19 protein-coding genes and 1 tRNA gene are annotated in these 19,244 nt (G+C 69.4%); 10 read left to right on the forward strand and 10 right to left on the reverse strand.

Annotated elements, in window-relative coordinates; genetic code table 11:
* Nucleotides 1–67 precede the first annotated feature (67 nt).
* The 6 genes from iscU to BO221_RS49470 all read left to right on the forward strand — a co-directional run bounded on the left by iscU (nt 68) and on the right by BO221_RS49470 (nt 4,087).
* The gene (gene iscU, locus BO221_RS49445; protein ID WP_073567933.1) at nt 68–466 is read left to right on the forward strand and encodes a Fe-S cluster assembly scaffold IscU; all 399 of its coding nucleotides are present in this window, start codon (nt 68–70) and stop codon (nt 464–466) included.
* 28 nt (nt 467–494) lie between these two features.
* Nucleotides 495–893, forward strand: coding sequence for an iron-sulfur cluster assembly accessory protein (locus tag BO221_RS49450; RefSeq protein ID WP_073567934.1), 399 nt, complete (start codon nt 495–497; stop codon nt 891–893).
* A 229-nt stretch (nt 894–1,122) separates the two neighbouring features.
* A complete protein-coding gene (hscB, locus tag BO221_RS49455) occupies nt 1,123–1,689 on the forward strand; it encodes a Fe-S protein assembly co-chaperone HscB (RefSeq protein ID WP_073568008.1) in 567 nt (188 codons plus the stop codon).
* Nucleotides 1,686–3,530: a Fe-S protein assembly chaperone HscA gene (gene hscA / locus BO221_RS49460; RefSeq protein WP_073567935.1), complete on the forward strand. Its 1,845-nt coding sequence runs from the start codon at nt 1,686–1,688 to the stop codon at nt 3,528–3,530. Before hscB ends, hscA begins: the two co-directional genes overlap by 4 nt.
* A gap of 1 nt (nt 3,531) precedes the next feature.
* Nucleotides 3,532–3,909 (forward strand): 2Fe-2S iron-sulfur cluster-binding protein, encoded by a 378-nt coding sequence (locus tag BO221_RS49465; RefSeq protein WP_073567936.1) that lies wholly within the window; start codon nt 3,532–3,534, stop codon nt 3,907–3,909.
* A 94-nt stretch (nt 3,910–4,003) separates the two neighbouring features.
* A tRNA-Leu gene (locus tag BO221_RS49470) sits at nt 4,004–4,087 on the forward strand.
* 58 nt (nt 4,088–4,145) lie between these two features.
* Here the strand turns inward: BO221_RS49470 and BO221_RS49475 are convergent.
* Both BO221_RS49475 and BO221_RS49480 read right to left on the reverse strand, forming a co-directional pair.
* Entirely contained in the window at nt 4,146–5,228 is a 1,083-nt protein-coding gene (locus tag BO221_RS49475) for a lysylphosphatidylglycerol synthase transmembrane domain-containing protein (protein ID WP_073568009.1), read from the reverse strand.
* Nucleotides 5,225–6,835 (reverse strand): alkaline phosphatase family protein, encoded by a 1,611-nt coding sequence (locus BO221_RS49480; RefSeq protein WP_073567937.1) that lies wholly within the window; start codon nt 6,833–6,835, stop codon nt 5,225–5,227. Before BO221_RS49480 ends, BO221_RS49475 begins: the two co-directional genes overlap by 4 nt.
* 171 nt (nt 6,836–7,006) lie before the next feature.
* Here BO221_RS49480 and BO221_RS49485 point away from each other — a divergent pair, with 171 nt between their 5' ends.
* Nucleotides 7,007–8,191, forward strand: a complete 1,185-nt coding sequence (locus BO221_RS49485) for a BamA/TamA family outer membrane protein (protein ID WP_073567938.1) — start codon at nt 7,007–7,009, stop codon at nt 8,189–8,191.
* A gap of 58 nt (nt 8,192–8,249) precedes the next feature.
* Here BO221_RS49485 and BO221_RS49490 read toward each other — a convergent pair whose 3' ends face one another.
* On the reverse strand, nt 8,250–9,530 hold the full coding sequence (locus tag BO221_RS49490; RefSeq protein WP_073567939.1) for a cell wall metabolism sensor histidine kinase WalK: 1,281 nt from the start codon (nt 9,528–9,530) through the stop codon (nt 8,250–8,252).
* A 125-nt stretch (nt 9,531–9,655) separates the two neighbouring features.
* Nucleotides 9,656–10,543 (reverse strand): DUF4846 domain-containing protein, encoded by an 888-nt coding sequence (locus tag BO221_RS49495; protein WP_143196147.1) that lies wholly within the window; start codon nt 10,541–10,543, stop codon nt 9,656–9,658.
* A gap of 153 nt (nt 10,544–10,696) precedes the next feature.
* On the opposite strand from BO221_RS49495, the gene BO221_RS49500 reads away from it, so the two are divergent.
* On the forward strand, nt 10,697–11,038 hold the full coding sequence (locus tag BO221_RS49500; RefSeq protein ID WP_073567940.1) for an SPW repeat protein: 342 nt from the start codon (nt 10,697–10,699) through the stop codon (nt 11,036–11,038).
* 7 nt (nt 11,039–11,045) lie between these two features.
* On the opposite strand, the gene BO221_RS49505 is transcribed toward BO221_RS49500, so the two are convergent.
* From BO221_RS49505 to fni, 5 genes are all read right to left on the reverse strand, one after another.
* On the reverse strand, nt 11,046–12,125 hold the full coding sequence (locus BO221_RS49505) for a mevalonate kinase (protein ID WP_073567941.1): 1,080 nt from the start codon (nt 12,123–12,125) through the stop codon (nt 11,046–11,048).
* Nucleotides 12,125–13,117 (reverse strand): diphosphomevalonate decarboxylase, encoded by a 993-nt coding sequence (gene mvaD, locus BO221_RS49510; protein ID WP_073567942.1) that lies wholly within the window; start codon nt 13,115–13,117, stop codon nt 12,125–12,127. Before mvaD ends, BO221_RS49505 begins: the two co-directional genes overlap by 1 nt.
* Nucleotides 13,114–14,067, reverse strand: a complete 954-nt coding sequence (mvk, locus tag BO221_RS49515) for a mevalonate kinase (protein WP_073567943.1) — start codon at nt 14,065–14,067, stop codon at nt 13,114–13,116. Before mvk ends, mvaD begins: the two co-directional genes overlap by 4 nt.
* A gap of 70 nt (nt 14,068–14,137) precedes the next feature.
* On the reverse strand, nt 14,138–15,466 hold the full coding sequence (locus BO221_RS49520; protein ID WP_073567944.1) for a hydroxymethylglutaryl-CoA reductase, degradative: 1,329 nt from the start codon (nt 15,464–15,466) through the stop codon (nt 14,138–14,140).
* Nucleotides 15,467–15,512: 46 nt separating this feature from the next.
* Nucleotides 15,513–16,571: a type 2 isopentenyl-diphosphate Delta-isomerase gene (gene fni / locus BO221_RS49525; RefSeq protein ID WP_073567945.1), complete on the reverse strand. Its 1,059-nt coding sequence runs from the start codon at nt 16,569–16,571 to the stop codon at nt 15,513–15,515.
* A 180-nt stretch (nt 16,572–16,751) separates the two neighbouring features.
* Here fni and BO221_RS49530 point away from each other — a divergent pair, with 180 nt between their 5' ends.
* Together BO221_RS49530 and BO221_RS49535 are read left to right on the forward strand one after the other, a co-directional pair.
* Nucleotides 16,752–17,162, forward strand: a complete 411-nt coding sequence (locus BO221_RS49530; RefSeq protein WP_233166613.1) for a hypothetical protein — start codon at nt 16,752–16,754, stop codon at nt 17,160–17,162.
* Between the two features lie 125 nt (nt 17,163–17,287).
* The gene (locus BO221_RS49535; RefSeq protein WP_233166614.1) at nt 17,288–18,214 is read left to right on the forward strand and encodes a zinc metalloprotease HtpX; all 927 of its coding nucleotides are present in this window, start codon (nt 17,288–17,290) and stop codon (nt 18,212–18,214) included.
* A 14-nt stretch (nt 18,215–18,228) separates the two neighbouring features.
* Here the strand turns inward: BO221_RS49535 and BO221_RS49540 are convergent, their stop codons facing one another.
* Nucleotides 18,229–19,113 carry a 2-oxo acid dehydrogenase subunit E2 gene (locus tag BO221_RS49540; protein ID WP_073567947.1) on the reverse strand — a complete coding sequence of 295 codons (885 nt, stop codon included), beginning with the start codon at nt 19,111–19,113 and terminating at the stop codon, nt 18,229–18,231.
* Between the last annotated feature and the right edge of the window lie 131 nt (nt 19,114–19,244).

Here is a 19,244-nt window from a genome sequence, read left to right on the forward strand (position 1 = left end):
CCAGCCCCGGCCTGGCCGCCGGGTAACGGACCCGCTGACACGGCTTCATATAGGTAAGGAAAGACGCATGGCCTACAGCGACAAAGTCATCGACCACTACGAGAACCCCCGCAATGTCGGCACGCTCGACAAGGCCGACCCGAACGTGGGCACGGGCCTGGTGGGCGCTCCGGCGTGCGGCGACGTGATGCGCCTGCAGCTGAAGATCACCGACGAGGGCATCATCGAGGACGCCAAGTTCAAGACGTTCGGGTGTGGCTCGGCCATCGCGTCCAGCTCGCTGGTGACCGAGTGGGTGAAGGGCAAGACGGTGGACCAGGCGATGACCATCTCCAACAAGGACGTGGCCCGCGAGCTGGCGCTGCCGCCGGTGAAGATCCACTGCTCGGTGCTGGCCGAGGACGCCATCAAGGCGGCGATCGAGGACTTCAAGAAGAAGCGCGAGTCCCGGCAGCAGAAGGCCTGAGCAGGACGGTTGAAGGAGGAGGCACGTGATGAACGAGCAGGCGACTACACAGACGAGTCCGACGCAGACGGCGCCTGCCGCCCCGGCCGCGAAGCCGGCGAGAGGCATCACGCTGCATGACAATGCGGTGGAGCAGCTCAAGAAGCTGCTGGCGGAGCGGCAGACGCCCGAGGCGGGGTTGCGCATCGCGGTGAGGGGAGGCGGGTGCTCGGGGCTGGCGTACGTGATGGAGTGGGCGGAGAAGCCGCGCGAGAAGGACAAGATCTTCGAGCGGGACGGGGTGCGGGTGTTCGTGGATCCGAAGAGCTACCTGTATCTGCTCGGCACGGAGATCGTGTACGAGTCGACGCTGATGGCCTCGGGGTTCAAGTTGAACAACCCGAACGTGAAGGGCTCGTGCGGCTGCGGCGAGAGCTTCTCCGTCTGATGTGCTGACCAACACCCCTCCGTGGTCACATCCCCTCGCCCTCCGGGAGAGGGTCGGGGTGAGGGTATCGAACATCCCAGGTTGAACCTCGGGATGAGAGAGTCACTGGGGGCTCGGCCGCGGAAAGCCGGGCCCTTTGATTTTGCCCCGGAAGGGGGACACCGAAGTGAAGTGCTGGAACTGTGAGAAGGACACGCAGGGACGCCCGTTCTGCCCGGACTGCGGGAAGATCGCGGCGCGGCCGCCGGGAGCGACCCACTTCGACGTCTTCGGTCTCCCCCGGACGTACGACGTGGACGTGGCGGCGCTGGAGCGCCAGTACCGGGAGCTGTCGCTGAAGCTGCACCCGGACCGCTTCGCGCAGGCGGAGGCGCGTGAGCGCCGGCTGTCCCTGGAGCAGACGACGGCGCTCAACGATGCGTCGAAGACGCTCAAGGATCCCACCAGGCGGGCCTTCTACCTGTTGAAGCTGCACGGGGTGGACCTCGAGCGGGAGGACGCCGGAGCGCAGAAGGACATGCCCCTCGAGTTCCTCGAGGAGGTCATGGAGCTGCGCGAGGCGCTCGACGAGGCGATGGACACGAAGGACGTGGAGCGGGCGCGGAAGATGGCCACGGACGTGGAGACGCGGCGCAAGGCCGCCCTCCAGGAGGCCGTGGACACGCTGCGCACCCTGGAAAAGGGCCCTCCGGTCGAGTCATCGGTGAAAAAGGCGTCGCACGCGCTGGGACGGGTGAGGTACTTCACGCGCTTCCTCGAGCAGGTGGAGACGTTCGAGGAGGAGATGCTGTCGTGAGCAAGAACGGCTACCTGCAGATTCATGATCCCCTCAAGCCCAAGGGGTACGCGGTGGGGATCGACCTGGGAACGACGAACTCGCTGGTGGCGAGCGTCATCCAGGGCAAGCCCCGGTGCCTGGCGGCGGACGAGGGCGAGTCCAACCTCCTGCCCTCGGTGGTGCACTACGGGAAGGACGGTGGCGTGGTGGTGGGCGCACGGGCGAAGACGCTCGCGCCCGAGCACCCCACGGACACCATCGTCTCCGTGAAGCGCTTCATGGGCCGCAGCCCGGAGGACGCGGAGACGCGCAAGCTGGGGGCCTACAAGTTCGCCAGCGGCGGCAAGGTGGTGCGCTTCGAGGTGGCCGGTGGCCAGCCGGTGACGCCCATCGAGGTGTCCGGCGAAATCCTGCGCGCCCTCAAGCGCCGCGCGGAGAGCCACTTCTCGGGCCGGGTGGAGCAGGCCGTCATCACCGTGCCCGCCTACTTCGACGACGCCCAGCGACAGGCCACCAAGGACGCGGGCCGGCTCGCGGGTCTCGAGGTGCTGCGCCTGCTCAACGAGCCCACCGCGGCGGCGCTCGCCTACGGGCTCGACAAGGGCAGCCAGGGCACCTACGCGGTGTACGACCTCGGCGGCGGCACCTTCGACGTCTCCATCCTCAAGCTGGTGGAGGGCATCTTCGAGGTGAAGTCCACCGGCGGTGACTCGGCGCTCGGCGGCGACGACTTCGACCGGGCCATCGCCCAGCGTGTGCTGGAGGCCCTGGGCCAGTCCTCCCCCACCCCGTCCCTGGTGGCCGAGGTGCTGGCCGCCTCGCGCAAGGCCAAGGAGGCCCTCACCGATGCGCCCGAGGTGGAGCTCACCGTGGGCTCGCACCGGCAGACGCTGAAGCGCTCGGACTTCGAGGAGTGGATCCGCCCGTTCATCCAGAAGACGGGCGTGGTGTGCCGCCGGGCCCTCAAGGACGCGGGCGTGACGGCCTCGGAGCTGGACGGCGTCATCCTCGTGGGCGGCGCCACCCGGGTGCCCGCCGTGCGCCGCTTCGTCGCCGAACAGTTCGGCCGCGAGCCGCTCAGCGACATCGACCCGGACCAGGTGGTGGCCCTCGGGGCGGCGGTGCAGGCGGACCTGCTCACCAACGTGGACCGGCAGGACGAGGTGCTCCTGCTGGACGTCATTCCCCTGTCGCTCGGCCTGGAGACGATGGGTGGCCTGGTGGAGAAGCTGATTCAGCGCAACTCCACCATCCCCACCGCCGCGGCCCAGATCTTCACCACCTTCAAGGACGGGCAGACGGGCCTGGACGTCCACGTGCTCCAGGGCGAGCGCGAGCTGGTGGAGGACTGCCGCAGCCTCGCCCGTTTCACGCTGAGTGGCATTCCTCCCATGCCCGCCGGTATGGCTCGCGTGGAGGTGCGCTTCCAGGTGGACGCGGATGGCATCCTCGCCGTCACGGCGAAGGAGCAGAGCACCGGCACCACCCAGTCCATCACGGTGAAGCCCAGCCACGGGCTCACGGACGAGGAGATCGAGAACATGCTGCTCGACTCCATCGACCACGCCGAGGATGACGTGCAGGTGCGCCAGCTGCGCGAGCAGCGGGTGGAGGCCGAGCGCGTCCTCACCGAGGCCCAGCGCCAGCTCGGCGAGCACGGGGAGCTGCTGGCGGAGGGCGAGCGGGCGCCCATCGAGGCCGCCATGGCGAAGGTGCGCGAGGTGGCCCAGGGGAACGACCACCACGCCCTCAAGGAAGCCATCCATGCCCTGGACGACGTGTGCAAGCCGTTCGTCGAGCGGGTGATGAACCAGGCCCTGACGAAGGTCGTCGCGGGCCATTCGGTCGAGGAGTTCTGACGTGCCCAAGGTCCACTTCAAGAGCCCCCTGCAAGACGTCACCGTGGAGGTGTCGACGGGGACCACCCTGCTGGACGCCGCCGAGAAGGCCGGTGCCCAGGTGGGTCACTCCTGCGGCGGGGTCTGCGCCTGCTCCACCTGCCACATCTGGGTGCGCAAGGGCCTCGAGTCACTCTCCGAGCAGACGGACCAGGAGATGGACCGGCTGGACATGGGCTTCGACGTGCGCCCGTACTCCCGCCTGTCCTGCCAGACCGAGCTGGGGAATGAGGACATCGCCGTGGAGATTACAGAGGAGTCCCTCACGGCCTACATGGATGAGAACCCCGCCATCCGGCGCCGGCTCGAGTCCGAAGGGAAATGGCCGCTGAAGAAGTGACGTTGAAACATGTGCTTGACGGGGACGGTTCAGGCATCTATACACCGCTCCCGTCAACGCGACGCAACGCACCGCCGAGCGAGACGCACCGCCTGCCCAGGTGGTGGAATTGGTAGACACACTAGATTCAGGGTCTAGCGCCTGCAAGGGCATGGAGGTTCGAGTCCTCTCCTGGGCACTGAAGAAGGCCCCGACTGAAAAGTCGGGGCCTTTTTCTTTTTCAGCACTCCCCTGCCTCAGCCCGGTGTGTGGACGGGTTGCACGGCCTCGTGGGCCACGTGGCTGGTGGCCTCTCGCGCCAGGCTGCCGCCCTTGCGGAGATCCTTCAGCCGGATGCCCCGGAAACGGACGGAGAGCGCGCCCACCACCACCTGGCTCATCACGGTACCCAGCCAGGTGAGGAGGGCGAAGGCCGCCGCGTCCTCGGCCGTGGCCCCCAGCAGGTTTCTCGCCACCCCGCTCGTCACCCCGAAGTAGATGCCCGTGCCCGCCGGCACCCCGGGCGCCTGGCCGAGCGCGATGGCCCCCAGGATGACGGCACCGGCGAAGAGGCCTCCGCGCACACCAATGGCCCGGAGGGCGAACCCATAGGCCAGGGCGGGTGCCAGCACCGGCCCCACGGAGAAGAGCAGCGCCTTGGCCATGCCCCGGAAGCTGCGCGCGGTGCCCAGCCCCTCGGACATATGCCCCAGCAGGTGCCGCGCCCGCGGCAACCGGTGCTTGCGCTCCAACCAGCGGGCCAGCGGCAGTGCGTAGTGGGCCAGCAGCACCACCAGCACCACCAGTCCCACGCACACCCCCACGGCGATCCGCAGCGGGCCGGCGAACCCGGACATCGTCTCGCCAAAGGGCCCGAGGAAGGACACGGCCAACAGCCCCATCAGCGCGGCGAACTCCAGCAGCTTGCACACCAGCACCGAGCCCAGGGATTGGAGGAACGGAATCCGCTGGGTGCGCGACATCAGGAACGAGCGCATGACGTCCCCGAGCTTCCCGGGCACCGCGTTGTGGGTGAAGGCGCCAATGGCCACCAGGTGGTAGCGCTCGAGCAGGGGGACGGGCTTGCTCAGCGTCCTCTGCCACTGCACCGCCCGCAGCGGGATGATGGCCGCGGAGAGCAGCATGAAGGGGATGAGCCACCGCAGGTGGCCCGGCAGGTCGCGGATGAGCTTCTCCAGCGGGAAACGAGGGACGAGCAGCGGCCCGGCCCCACGCGGGTTCAACTGGAAGAAGACGCTGGTGATGAGGACGACGGACAGCACCACCCCCACCACCACCGCCAACGCCTTGAGGAACGTCCGGCCCGCCGGCGGCATCATGTCGCCTCCGCCCACCTCTCCTCCGAGCGCTCCGGACCCACCACGGGCCGGGCGCCGTCGCGGTACACCTCGGACAGCCGCTCGTGCAACTGCGTGACGTGGCTGAGTCCGGACAGGTCCACCGGGAGGTTCGTTGGCCAGCAGATGACGCTGTTCGTCTCCGTGCGCGTGAGGCCGCCGTGCGAGCCGAACTCCCAGGCGAAGCCCACCGTGCCGCCCTTGGACACCGCCTGGCCGTAGAGGACCAGGTCTCCCGCGGTGGGCATGTGGGGCAGCTCGCGCAGGAAGTCCGCCACCGCGCGGCGCGAGAACTCCCCGTCCAGCGGCGCGCTGTCGATCTCATGCGGCCCGTACACCCCGCCGCCGATGATGGCCACCGCCGAGTCACCCCGGCGCAGTGCCACGATGGCGATGTCCGGATGGCCCATGGCCCTCGCGAGCACCTCCGGGTGGCGTGCCACCAACTGCGCGGCCTCGAGCGGCTCGCGCTCGCGCGTCAGGTAGACGTGGGAGAAGTTGCCGGACTCGATGACCACCGGCTCCTGCGGCGCATGGGGCGCGTCCACCGGGTGTGGGCGGCCGTCGAGCAGCGCCCGCGCGATGTCCTCGGACAGGGGCAGCGGCGCGCCGCGCAGGAGGATGTCCTCCAGACGCTGGCGGTCCCCGCGCTGCTCGATGGGGTGGCTGTCCACGTGGCCGTGGTCCGTGAGGAAGATGAGGTCGTAGCCGGGCTCCACCGCCTGGGCCACGGCGTAGAGCTCGGCGAGGTAGGCGTCCACGCGCCGCAGCTCCTCCATGGCCTGCTCCGAGCGTGGACCGCGGCGGTGGGCCACCTCGTCATAGTTGCCGTAGACGAGGTAGACGGAGGGCACGCCGCGCACCATGTCCACCAGGGCCTTGGTGTGCGCGAAGCTCCACCCGAGCCGCTGCAGCAGGACGCGGCTCATGAGGAAGCCGCTCTCATGGCGCCAGTCGCGGAGCGCGCGGGCCCAGCGGTAGATCTCCGTGAAGGAATTCCACGCGTCGCGCCCGAGCGAGCGGATGTACGAGAACGGCGTCTGCGTACGGGCCGCGAGGATGCCCTCCATCTCGTACTTGAAGCCGCGGACCATGACCTTGTAGCTGGCCAGCGCGCTCATGCAGAGACGATTGTTGGCGCCGGCCTGGAAGAGCGAGAAGTACGTGTGCCCGCCCCCGGACAGCAGACTGGAGCCGGGGCGGCAGCCCAGCCGCGACTCCACGGCGATCGTGTCCGTGGGCGTGTTCATCTGCACCTTGCGGCCGAGCTCCCGGTCGAACCAGGTGTAGGCCGGCAGGTTGGGATGGCGCAGACCGTAGAGGAAGCCCGCCTGGAAGAAGGGCGTGGAGGCAGGCGAGCCCCAGAACGCCCCGTCCAACGCGTAGGTTCCCGAGGTCACCAGCCTGGACAAGAAGGGCATCCGCCCAGTGCGGACGGCCTCGTCCAGGTGGGCCTTGGGTACGCCGTCCAGATGGACGGCGAGCAACTTGCGATGGCGTGAAGACGACAATGGGCCGACCTTCGACCCCACACGCCACACGTAGTCTCGAGCCCACGCCTGCAACTGCGGGTTGATGACTTCTTTCACGGTCTCGTCTCCCCTCCCCCCAGCACCAAGATGCGCTCCAGATATGCGCACGCGGGAGGACACGAGCCGGGTGGGTATTCCCGGGCGGTCCGCAGGAGGGCAGCCAGACGGGCAAGGCTCCTGAACGTCGAGATGGTCCCTCCCCTTCTTCGCATGGCACCTTGAGCGGTGATGCTCACGACCGCGCTGCTGCTGACAACGCTGGCCACCGCCCCGACGAATGCCCTTCCCGCCGCGCCCACGGCCTCCGCGCCCGCGGAACAGCCGGCGAAGAAGGAGAAGGGCATCGACGCCATCGCGATCCCTTTGGTGAGCTACAACTCGGACCAGGGCTTCACGTATGGCGGCGTGGCCGGCGCCTACCTGTATTCACCCGGCTACATCCCCTACCGGCACGCCATCTCCCTCCAGGCGATGTTCACCAGCCGGGGCCAGCAGAGCCACTACCTGCGCTACGACGGGCCGCGGCTCATCGGCCCCATGCGTCTGGAGTTCCGCCTGGAGTACCGGCGCGAGCTGCGCAGCCCCTTCTACGGGGCGGGCAACGTGTCCGCGCAGGACTTCAACGGCGACGAGACGCAGGAGCGATACAACTACACGAAGAACGCACCGGGTGCGTGGTTTCGCCTGCGTGGCCGGCCCTGGGGAGAGAACCACCCCTTCCAGTCCTACGTGGGCTACTCGTGGCGGTACACGGAAGTGGATCCGTTCGAGGCCTCGGTGCTGGAGGAGAGCAAGCCCGAGGGCATCCAGGGAGGCGCCACGGGGCAGATCACCGCGGGCGTGCTCTGGGACACGCGCGACAACGAGTCGGACCCGGTCCGCGGTGGTGTGGAGGAGGTGAGCCTGCGCGTGTCGGGCAGTGCCACTGGCAGCCGCTACCAGTACGCGGGCGTGACGCTGAGCGAGCGGCGTTACTGGCAGCTGGGCCCGCGCTTCATCCTGGCGCAGCGGGTGACGCTGGACATGCTGTTCGGCCAGGTGCCCTTCTTCGAGTGGGTGAACACGGGCGGCGTGAGCACCTCCGAGGGCATTGGAGGCATGAGCAGCGTGCGCGGAATCGAGCGCAACCGGTTCGCGGGCAACATCAAGGCGTTCACGAACACGGAGCTGCGGTACCGGGCCTTCGACTTCAACCTGTTCGGCGCGCCGGTGATCGCGGGGGCCGTGGGCTTCGTGGACCTGGGGCGGGTGTGGCACCCGGGGGTGGACAACGGACCGTGGTGGAAGTGGCACCCGGGCGTGGGCGCGGGTCTGCGGCTGGCGCGGCGAGCCGCGGTGGTGCGCTTCGACTGGGCCATGTCCCCGGAGACGGGCCGCCACCGCATCTACCTGAACTTCGGCCACATGTTCTGAGCACCTTCCCCTCTCCCCTCGGGAGAGGGACGGGGTGAGGGTGCCACGCCCCCTGGGTTCACACCCGCGCCTCCTGCTCCTGTCCGGCCTGCCGTGGTGCCAATGCGAGGCTGAACGAAAAGGTCGAGCCCTTCCCCACCTCGCTCTCGAACCAGATGCGGCCGCCGTGCCGCTGGACGATCTGCTCGCTCAGGTGCAGGCCGATTCCCATGCCTCCGCGGTCCGTCTCGAGCCCGGCATGGGCGCGGTAGAAACGCTCGAAGAGCTGGCCCTGGCGCTCCTTGGGGATGCCCATCCCCGAGTCCCGGATCGACACCACTCCCAAGCCCTCCCGGACCCACACCCGGACCTCGATGTCTCCCCCCTCGGGCGAGTACTTGATCGCGTTGTCGAACAGATTGACGAGCACCTGATCGATCCGCTCCTGGTCCGCGTCCACGAACACATGGCCCTCCTGGTGCAGCACGAACCTGTGCCGGGAGGACACACCCTGCATGCGCTCGAGCACGTCCGCCACCAGTTCACCCAGCTCGAAGCGCTGGCGCCGCAACTCGAGCCGGCCGAGCTGGAGCCGGGAGACCTCGAGCAACTCCTGCACCAACTGGGTGAGCCGATCACTCTGGCGATTGAGGATCCGGAACGCCTTGCCCTCACGAGGCTCGTGCCCGCCCGGAGTCCAGCGATCCAGGAGCTGGGCGTAGCCCTTGATGGTGGTGATGGGCGTGCGCAGCTCATGGGCTGCGGTGGAGATGAACTCATCGCGCATCCTCTCCAGGCGCTTGAGCGCGGAGAGGTCGCGCAACACCACCACCGCCAGCTCCGGTGCCTGCCCCGCTTCCGTGACGACCGGAGACGCCGTCGCGCTGAGGTGGAGCTGCGTTCCGTTGGCCCGCCGGGCCAGGAGCTCCTCCTCGCGGACCGTCTCGCCTCTCAAGGCCCTCTGACTGGGCAGCGAGTCCCAGGCGAACAGGCTTCCATCCGGATGACGGATGTCGAGCAGCTCGATGAACCGCTGGAGCTCCACCGGCATCCCGGCCTCCTCCAGCCCGAACAGCGTCAACACGGCCTTGTTCGCCTCCAGGATCTTCCCGTGGGAATCGACGAGGAAGAGGGCGTCGGCCATGCTCTCCAGGCTCGCCCGGTGACGGGCCTCGGACTCGCGGAGGGCGGCGGTGTCCTTGCGGATGAGGGCGTACAGCAGGACCGAGGTGGCGGCGACATACAGCCACCCCTTGAGGACCTGCACCTGAACGAAAACGCCCAGGCCCCGCACCATCCCCGCGAGCAGGACGTCGGAGAGGAGGATCCACAACCCGGCGACCACGGCGTAGATGGCCACGGGCCGCCAAGGGGTGGAAACACGCCCTGTTTTCGGCCCGATGGACATGACACCTTCAAGCTAAACGGTGCACCGGGGCATGGGCAGACGCGGACGATTGCTCGCCCGGGGAGCGTGCGCGGAGGCTAGGGCGCCGGGAATCGGCGCAGGGACGGCCAGGGGAAGGGCTTCCAGAAGGGCGTGGCCACTTCCTCTCCTTCCAGCGAGAACCAGGGCCCCTCCTCTCCCGGCGACAGCACGTGGAAGTCCTGCGCCGGGATGAAGCCCTGGCCGAGCAGCGCCACCCGCTCGCCCTTCGCGTTGCGCGCCACGTCCAGCACCAGCACCGCATGCCCCGGGCTGCCGCCCAGCACGAAGAAGTCACCCGGGCGCAGATCCCCGCGCTTGGGGCGCTGCCTCTCGCTGGCCAGGGACAACGTGCCCGCGTAGGTGAAGACCAGGTCCAGGTACGCGCGGAACGAGGACCGCGAGCCATCCACCGGACCGCTCTTCACCCACGACACCTTGGAACCGGAGACCCGGGCGCGATCTCCCGCCGCGTAACGCGTCCAGGAGGCCAGGTCCCCGCTGGTGAAGCGGTAGGCGATGCGCTCCTTCTGGCCTCGGGACCACTGCCACTCGGCGTGGAGGCGGATGATGGAGTCCGCGCACTGCTGGAGGTTGGCCGAGCCCACATCCAACTCGGCCACCGCGGCGAGGGCGGCATGGTCTCCGGCCAGGATGTCCTGCCCCCCGAAGTCCTGCACGGGCGAGCCCTCGGGACGCAGCGGAAGACCCCGCAGCCACGCCCCGAAGGACCCGTCCTCGACGGCCACCCGCGTGTAGCCGGACGGAGGCGGAATGGCCTCGGCGAGCGGGCGGACGGAGCGATCCGCGGAGAGCCACGGGTAGCGGGCCCGCTCATCCTTCGTGGGTGGACGAGGCTCGGGAGAACCCGCCACCGCCCCTCCCGGAAACCCCAGGAAGGCGGCGAACGACACGAGCAGCAACAGGTGATGGGACGTGTTCCTCATGGGATGCCTCCCATCATGCTCCGCAGGGGCACGGCCGGCGAGCCCTGGTCCCGCTCCCTTGTCCGTCCCAGGACCGGCCCCTGCCCTGTCTTGCTGGCGTCAGGGAGCACGCCCCACCTTGTCGGGCAGACCTCACACCGCAAGGAGGCCCCCATGAGGGCTCGCTGGCCGAACATCCTGTTGTCCCTCTGGCTCATGGTCGCGCCGCTCATCCTCGGCTTCGACTCACCGCACGCGAGGGCCAACACCGTCACCGTGGGCCTCTGCCTCTTCCTCTTCGTGCTGGTGGCCGACTCCATTCCAGCCTTCCGCTTCGTCGACACCGCGCTCGGGCTGTGGCTCGCCGCCTCGGCGTTCGTACTCGGCTACGGGGACCAAATGCTCCCCACCGCGCACAACGTCATCGTGGGGCTCGCCGTGGCCGGCCTGTCACTCATGACAGCGCGCCGGGCCGGGCAGCTCTCGTTGCGCCCGAGCCGCGAAGTGCACGCGTGAGGGATGGTCACCGTGAGGCGTCGAGCCACGCGCGCAGCCGCGCGTCCGGCTGGGCCTCGCCGCGCACACCGGGCTCCACATCGAGCTCCAGCGTGTGGAAGCCCCGCGCGCGGATGCCCTCCAGCAGCGCGGCCCGCTTCTCCGCGTCCGGGGCGAACAGGATGCACCCGTCTCCGCCTCCGGCGCCCGACTGCTTGCCCACGCACCCGTACGCCGACGCCATCGCCAGCACCCGGTGCATCGGCTCGGTCTCCAGCGGGCCCAACTCCTGGAGCAGCGCGTGCTGCTCTCGCACGGCCTCGGAGAAGGCTCGGAAGTCCCCTCCCCCGAGGCCCACTTCAATCTCGTGCCCCAGCGTGTCCGAGCGCTCCACGAAGGCCCGGCGCCCCGCCTCGCCCATCTTCGCCTCCACCTGCGAGATGAGCACCCGCGTCGAGGCGCTCTCCCCCGTGAAGGCATACCCCAGGGACACCTTGGGCACCGGCAGCCGCCACACGTCCACCGTGGGAGCCGCGTCCAGCGCCGCGCGATAGCCTCCCGCGCTCGACGCCTCGATGAGCCCCGACACCTCGTAGCGCCGGTAGCGCACCACGCCGCCCGCGTAGCTCGCGGCCACGTCACCGCCGCTGCCCTTCCCGCCCTGCGCCGCCGCGTGCGAGACGAGCGCCACCTTCAGCGCGTCGAACTTCTCCTCCAGCACGAAGCGCACCGCGTCCGCCGCCAGCACCGTGGCGCACGCGCTGCCGCCCATGCCCAGCTTGCGCCCGTTGGCATCCACCGCCGACGGCGACACCGCCAGATCGAAGCCCACCGACTCGCGCCCGTGCAGCCGCAGCGCCTCGTCCAGCGTGCGCGCCACGAAGGAGAAGCCCGGCGGCACCTCCCGGTCCCACTTCACGCCCCGAGGCGTCGTCCGCCCCGACAGCGTCCCCTCCTCCACGCACACGTGCACCAGGCTGTCCGAGCGCCGGCGCACCAGGGCCGCCGTCCGCGGGCCCACCGCCGCCACGCGCGACACACCGCCCCACAGCACGGCGTACTCGCCGGACACGAACAGCTTCCCCGGTGCCGAGAGCGCGCGTTCCATCAGAAGAGGTGCTCCGCCAGCAACGTCGCATCACCGCCCGGCACGCACCGCACCACCTCGGTGGCTCCGCAGGCCATCGCCGCCGCCTCGGCCGCCAGCTCGTGCGCCGCGTCCGTCAGGATGCAGGGGTTGGGCCCCGCGTCCAGCGTGAACCACACCGGCACGCCCTTCTTCCGCTGCTCGCGCAGGGAGTGGATCAGCTCCAGCGTCTTCGGCATCAGGTAGCAGAGCGGAGGATCCGCCGCGAGCGACGTGGCGTGCATCCTCCACGCGTTGCGCTCGCACATCTCGCCCAGTGCCTGCAGGTCCTTCTTCGCGAGGAACTCGCGGGCGCGCACCACCTCGACCTCGGCGTCCTTCACCCATGCCGGGTAGTACGGGCTCGTCTCCACGGCGTTCTTCATGCCGTCGCGCGACTTCACTTCCTTCTCGTCGCGGCTGACGATGGCCACCACCATGCGCAGCTCCGGCCAGTGCTTCTCGTCGAAGCGCTGCACCGCGTAGCTGTCCGTGCCATCCGGGCGCTCGCCGCGCATCCACTCGCAGAAGCCGCCCTGCACGCTGCGGCACGCCGAGCCACTGCCCAACCGGGCCAGCATGCTCGCGGCCTGTGGGTCCGCCGGAAGCCCCGCCGCCGCGCGCGCCGCCACCGCCAGCGCCGCGAAGCCCGCCGCGCTGCTCGCCAGGCCCGCCGACGCCGGGAAGTCCCCGCGCGACACCATCTTCGCCGGGCCCAGCTTCGCGCCCTTCGCCTCGGCACGCACCGCGTCCAGCACGCGCAGCACGCGGTCGCGCTCGCTGCCCTTGGCCACGTAGCCGTTGAGCTCCACCTCGTCCGCCGAGCCAGTTCCGAAGGCCACCGTCGTCCGCACCGACAGCGGCGACAGCGTCATCGAGAGGCTCGACTGGTGGGGGAGGATGAGCGCGTCATCCCGCTTCCCCCAGTACTTCACCAGCGCGAGGTTGGGGTGTGCCCGGACAGTGGCCTTCATGCCGCCCCCCGGGTGCCCTCGGCGCGCGGACCCGCGAGCTGGCTGTCGAAGCACCGGATGCCGAGCCGCGTCAGCTCGTGCACCGCCGGCCCCGTGTCGTGGAAGAGGCCGATGACGGCGCCACCGTCACCGCCCGCGCCCGTGAGCTTGGCGCCCAGCGCGCCCATGTTGCGCAGCCGGTGCACCATGTCGTCCAGGCCCGGCGAGGACAGGCCCAGCGCCGCGAGCAGGCCGTGGTTGACGTTCATCACGTCACCCAGCGCCTCCAGGTCACCCTCCTCCACCGCCTCGGCTCCCTCGGACGCCAGCAGGCCGATCTCCCGGAAGATGCGCTGGTAGCGCTCGGTCCAGCGCTTCTGGCGCTCGCGCAGCGCGCCCACCGTCTGTTTCGTGGGGCTGCGCGCGCCCGCCATCACCACCACCAGCTTCAGCGGCTTGGGGCTGTCCACCACCTTGGCCCGGCCCTGCTCCGCGCCCGGCTTGCGGCGGTAGAGGATGAGCTGCTCCATGGCGCTCGTCGTGTGATCCACCCCCGACGGCGTCCCGTGGAACTCCTGCTCCATCTCCCACGCCACGGCCGCCACCTCGGAGGCAGACGCCTTGCGCCCCGCCGCCTGCAGCAGCACCCGCGAGCACGCCACCGACAGTGCCCCGGAGCTGCCCAGCCCCATGGACAGCGGCAGATCCGTGTCGAACGACACCTTCACCCCGGGCTCGCCGCACGCCGCCATGGCCCGGGCGAAGGCCGCCTTCAGCACCTTGCGCTGCTCGGGCATGAGGGCATCCGGAATGACGAGCTGGCACTTGTTCGAGGGCTCGCCCCTGGCCGTCACGCCACGCGACAGGGGGCCCGCGAGCGCCGGGTAGCCATACACCACGCTGTGCTCGCCCAGCAGGATGACCTTGCCCGCGCCGAAGCCGGTCAGGGAGGAAGTGTTGTTCGTGTCCATGATGTCCTGTCATGGCCAGGGCGAGAGGAAGACCCTCACCCCGGCCCTCTCCCGGTGGGAGAGGATGGTTTTACCCGTCGGTGCCAGTGGCCGCGCGGAAGTCCGACTCCGACAGCGATTCGATGATCTCCCGAGCCTTCTCCACCTTCACGTGACCCGCCGTCACCAGCAGCTCGGCGATCTTCTCCACCCAGTCACCGCGAGCGCCCGCCGTCACCGCCACGCACCGCGCGTGCATCGCCATGTGGCCCTTCTGGATGCCCACCGAGCCCAGCGCGCGCACCGCCGCGAAGTTCTGCGCCAGTCCCACCGCCGCGAAGACCATGGACAGCTCGCGCGCCGACTCCACGCGCAGGATCTTCATCGCCACCTGCACGCCCGGGTGGATCTTGATGGGACCGCCCACCATGCCCAGCGCCATGGGCAGCTCGATGCGGCCAATCAGGTGCCCGTCCTCCACGTGCCACGTCGACAGCGGCCGGTACTGCCCATCCCGGCAGGCGAAGGCGTGCGCGCCCGCCTCGATGGCGCGCCAGTCCTGGCCCGCGGCGATGGCCGCCGAGTCGATGCCATTCATGATGCCCTTGTTGTGCGTGGCCGCCCGGTATGGATCCGCCAGCGCGAAACGGCTCGCCTGGTAGATGCCCTCGGCGATGGAGTCGCCCGGCATGTCGAAGTCCGCCAGCAGCTCCACCGGAATGCGGCACGTGGCGCGCGCCAGCCGGCGATCCGCCAGGTTGGAGAGGATGCGCAGGAACACCTTGCCGCCGGTGAGCTGCTCGAGCAGCGGGGCCACGCCCTCGGCCATGGTGTTGATGAGGTTGGCCCCCATGGCCTCCTGCGTGTCGATGATCAGGTGGACCACGAGCAGCGGCTCACCGCGCGGCCCCTCGGGGGCCGGCAGCACGCGCACCTCGATGTCCTTGCAGCCACCGCCGCGCTTCACCATGGACGGGTGGAAGCTGTTGGCCAGCGCGAGGATCGCCTCCTTGGCGGCGACGATGCGCTTGGTCGCCTCGGTGGGATCCCCATACCGGGTGAGCTGCACCTGGCCGATCATGATCGGCTCATCGGCCTCGGCGGTGAAGCCGCCCGCCTCGCGGACGATCTTGGAGGCGAAGGACACCGCCGCCACCACGGACGGCTCCTCTACCGCCATGGGCACCAGGTAGTCGCGGCCGTTGATCTGCAGGTTCAACCCCAGACCCATCGGCAGCGAGAACGTGCCCACGGCGTTCTCGATCATCTTGTTCGCCAGGCCCGGCTGCAGCGCGCTGATGCCCTGGAGCTGCGCCAGGTCCATCTCGTCCAGGCCCAGCATCTGAGAGAGCTTCTCGTGGCGCTCGACCATCGACAGCTTGTGGAAACCGGACAACCGGGACGTCAGCGATTCAGACATTCGTTTCTCCACTACGGAAGGCAATTCGGAGCCGCGGGAATAATCCCTACAGTGCCGCGAGCCAGTCCTTCAACTCCCCCACGATGATCCGGGGTTTCTGACGCAGCTCAGCGCAGGTGCGGCTGCCGGTGAGCACGAGCGCCTGCCTCAAGCTGGTGAGGATGGTGGCGAGTGCCTGCTCGGCCCCCGCTAGTCCGCCCTGCTGCTGCGCGCGGAAGAGAGGCAACGCCATGCCGGCGATGTCCGCGCCCAGGGTGAGCACCTTGGCCGCGTCCAGGCCCGTGCGCAGTCCACCCGAGGCCACCAGCCGGGCGTCCGGGCCCACGGCCCTCCGCACGGTCGCGATGGCCGCCGCCGTGGGGATGCCCCAGCTGGAGAACTCGGCGCCCACCTGGGCCTGCACACCCGTGGCGCGCAGTTGCTCCACCCGCACCCACGAGGTGCCGCCCAGCCCGGAGACGTCCAGGTTGTGCACGCCCAGCTCCACCAGCCGGCGCGCCACCTCGGGGCCGATGCCACACCCCGTCTCCTTCACCAGCAGGCGCGAGCCGAAGGCACGCACCAGGCCCTCCACCACCTTGTAGCCACCGCGGAAGTCGCGATCGCCCTCCGGCTGGGTGAGCTCCTGGCCGGCATTGAGGTGCAGCGCCATGCCGTCCGCGCCAATGGCCTCGGCCAGCCGCCGTACCCCATCCACGCCCAGCTCCACCGCCTGGTACAGGCCGATGTTGCCCAGCAGCGGCAGCGTGGGCGCCACCTGCCGCACCTCATAGGTCGCGCCCGCCTGCGGGTTCTCCGCCATGGCGCGCTGACTGCCCACGCCAAAGGCCAGCCCGTGCCGCTCGGCCAGCAGCGCCAGATCCCGGTTCACCACCCCGGCGCGCTCCGTGCCTCCGGTCATGCCGGTGATCAACAGCGGGTAACGCAGCTTCTTGCCGAGGAACTCCGTGGAGAGATCCACCTCTTCCACGGCCATCTCCGGCATCGCGCAATGAACCAGCCGTACGCACTCCAGCAAGGTGCTGTTCTGCGCTGGCTCGACGTCTCCGGTCGCGCACAGGTCGAGGTGATCGTCCTTGCGCTTCGCCGTCGCCTCCTCACCCATGACGTCCCGCCTGCCCTGTGTAGGAACCATGTGCCTGAAAAATTACAAGAACGCCGAGAGTGTCCGATATCCTCGGTTCCCTAGCAAGATAGGGCAGGCAGGCGCAAGCCACGGCTGTTCAACGCACCCGCACAATGAGTGCGTGTGGACGGGTGGGAGGGTGGACGGTATGAGGGCCGCGTGAGTACTCCCGCGCCCAAGGTGGTCGTCTTCCTGCATAGCGGCGACTACGACCGCGTCCACCAGGGGCTGTCCATCGCGGCGGCGGCGGTGGCGTCGGGCCGGAAGGTGGAGGTGTACCTCTTCTGGTGGGCGCTGGAGCGCTTCCTCGAGGGCCGGCTGGACGATCCGGACTTCGACCCACCGCGCGAGGACGTGGCGGACCGCTTCGAGACGCGCCGCATCCCTACCTTGAGGCAATTGCTGGAGCACGTGCGCGAGTCCGGGCTGGGTACGGTGCAGGGGTGCACGGGCTCGCTGGGAGCGCTGGGGGCCGAGCACCTGGCCGACAAGGGGCCCATCGATGGATGGGTGGGCTGGAGCGCCATCCTCCAGAGGACCGGGGGCGTGGTGGACCGCTTCTACCTCTAGCCCGTCCCTCCGCATCCCGGTGCGTTTGACGCGCCCCGCCGCCTGTTTAGGTTGATCCCGTACCCGAGAGGGGAAAGGAAAGGCAAGGCAACGTCATGAGTGCTGGCGGGATGTATGGATCGTCGATGCCCCGAGGGGGCGTGCGCGGAAGCGGCTGGGGACACCGGCTGAGCAACGCGCTGAAGACGACGGTGCTGCTGGCGGGACTCACGGCGCTCCTGTTGTTCGTCGGCGAGCGCCTGGGCGGCCCACAAGGGCTCGTCGTCGCGGGCTTCTTCGTCGTGGTGATGAACTTCGGCTCGTACTGGTTCAGCGATCGGATCGCCCTGGCGATGCACGGGGCGCAGCCGCTGGAGTACGCGGAGGCGCCGTGGCTGCACCAGATGGTGGAGCGGCTGGCCGCGCGCGCGGGCATGCCCAAGCCGAAGCTGTACCTGCTGCCCACCCGGACGCCCAACGCGTTCGCCACGGGCCGCAACCCGGAGCACGCCGCGGTGGCGGTGACGGCCGGCATCGTGGACCTCCTGGATCAGCGGGAGCTGGAGGGCGTGCTGGCGCACGAGCTGGCGCACGTGAAGAACCGCGACACGCTCATTGGCACGGTGGCGGCCACGCTGGCGGGCGTCATCAGCTACGCGGCGCAGATGCTCTTCTGGTTCGGCGGCTCGCTGCTCAGCCGGGATGATGAAGAGGAGGGGCTGGGGCACACGCTGGGCAACCTGGGCGTGCTGCTGGTGGCGCCCATCGCCGCCACGCTGCTGCAACTGGCGGTGAGCCGCTCGCGCGAGTACGGCGCGGACGCGACGGGGGCCGAGCTGTGTGGGGATCCGGATGCGCTGGCGAGTGCGCTGATGAAGCTGGAGCGTGGCGCGGAGCTGATGCCCTATGACCGGGCGCCGGCCACCTCGCACCTCTTCATCGTGAACCCGCTGTCCGGCGGCGCCATCATGGGCCTGTTCTCCACCCACCCGCCCATCCCCGAGCGGGTGCGGCGCCTGCGCGAGATGAGCGCGAGCATGGGCTCCCGGACCTGGCGCAGGGCCTGGGCGTAAGGGAGCCCGGGTGACTACCCCGCGGCCGAGACCGGCGGCTTGACGTCCGCCGGCACCGCGGGGGCCACCTCGTCGAGCTTGTCGAAGTGCTCGAAGGGGTTCTCCAGCATCTCGCGGAACGTCTTGGCGAGGATGCTGGCGTGGAAGCCGTCGATGAAGCGGTGATCGAACGAGGCGTTCACGTTCATCAGCTTGCCGGGCACCACCTTGCCGTCCTCCACCACGGGGGCGTCCTTGATGGCGCCCGGGGCGATGAAGATGGGCACGCGCGTGTAGGGCACCAGCGGCACGTACGCCGTGTCCAGTCCCAGCGAGCCCACGTTGGTGATGATGGCCGAGCCGAATGCATCCCGGGGCATGCCCGCCCACGTCATGTCCCAGTTCAGCGTGTACAGGAAGAAGGAGATCAGCCAGGTGAAGAAGTTGAGGAAGACGTAGGGCAGCGCGTGGATGGTGCCCTTGCTCTTCTCCAGCGCCTCGTCCTTGCGCTGGCGGACCTTCTGCACGGCGGCCTCGAGCTCGGCGGCGATCTCCCGGAGGGACTTCTGCTCCGCGTCGTCGATCTTCGCCGCGGTCAGATCCACCTTGCCGCCGTCCGTCTGCACCACGAGGGTGGAGATGGTGATGCGCTTGCGCAGGTAGATGCGGTTGTAGCGCAGGATGGCGTTGGCGTCCGGGCAGCGGCGCAGCGCCTCGGCCATGGCCTTGGCGAGCAGGTGGGTGACGGTGAGCCGGATGCCCGTCTTCACACGAAAGGCCTCGATGTAGGCCAGGGCCTTGTCCATGCGCAGCGTCATCGTCCCGTACACGGTCGGGTCGTACGCCGTCTTCCAGCTGCCGATGGCCAGCTTGCGGAAACTGGAAACGTTCTCCTTGGGAATGAGCTCCAGGTGAGCCATGACGCGGGGTTCCTCCAGGACGGTGCGCGAGCCCCCACCTTTAACGTTTTTCCTGGTCCCGGAGAAAGCCCCCCTGCCCCGCGGACCACCCCCCGAGCCCTCCCGGCACCCCGGCACCCTGGCCCCTAACT

Source organism: Archangium sp. Cb G35, from assembly GCF_001896145.1.
Taxonomy (GTDB): Bacteria; Myxococcota; Myxococcia; order Myxococcales; family Myxococcaceae; genus Archangium; species Archangium violaceum.

Excerpts from the sequence above, each read along its gene's own strand:
- BO221_RS49520 (WP_073567944.1), bottom strand. The coding sequence starts at position 15,466 with ATGTCTGAATCGCTGACGTCCCGGTTGTCCGGTTTCCACAAGCTGTCG.
- BO221_RS49500 (WP_073567940.1), top strand. The coding sequence starts at position 10,697 with ATGAGGGCTCGCTGGCCGAACATCCTGTTGTCCCTCTGGCTCATGGTC.
- iscU (WP_073567933.1), top strand. The coding sequence starts at position 68 with ATGGCCTACAGCGACAAAGTCATCGACCACTACGAGAACCCCCGCAAT.
- mvk (WP_073567943.1), bottom strand. The coding sequence starts at position 14,067 with ATGGACACGAACAACACTTCCTCCCTGACCGGCTTCGGCGCGGGCAAG.
- BO221_RS49505 (WP_073567941.1), bottom strand. The coding sequence starts at position 12,125 with ATGGAACGCGCGCTCTCGGCACCGGGGAAGCTGTTCGTGTCCGGCGAG.
- BO221_RS49485 (WP_073567938.1), top strand. The coding sequence starts at position 7,007 with ATGCTCACGACCGCGCTGCTGCTGACAACGCTGGCCACCGCCCCGACG.
- BO221_RS49475 (WP_073568009.1), bottom strand. The coding sequence starts at position 5,228 with ATGATGCCGCCGGCGGGCCGGACGTTCCTCAAGGCGTTGGCGGTGGTG.
- BO221_RS49535 (WP_233166614.1), top strand. The coding sequence starts at position 17,288 with ATGCCCCGAGGGGGCGTGCGCGGAAGCGGCTGGGGACACCGGCTGAGC.
- fni (WP_073567945.1), bottom strand. The coding sequence starts at position 16,571 with ATGGGTGAGGAGGCGACGGCGAAGCGCAAGGACGATCACCTCGACCTG.
- BO221_RS49540 (WP_073567947.1), bottom strand. The coding sequence starts at position 19,113 with ATGGCTCACCTGGAGCTCATTCCCAAGGAGAACGTTTCCAGTTTCCGC.
- mvaD (WP_073567942.1), bottom strand. The coding sequence starts at position 13,117 with ATGAAGGCCACTGTCCGGGCACACCCCAACCTCGCGCTGGTGAAGTAC.
- BO221_RS49495 (WP_143196147.1), bottom strand. The coding sequence starts at position 10,543 with ATGAGGAACACGTCCCATCACCTGTTGCTGCTCGTGTCGTTCGCCGCC.
- BO221_RS49450 (WP_073567934.1), top strand. The coding sequence starts at position 495 with ATGAACGAGCAGGCGACTACACAGACGAGTCCGACGCAGACGGCGCCT.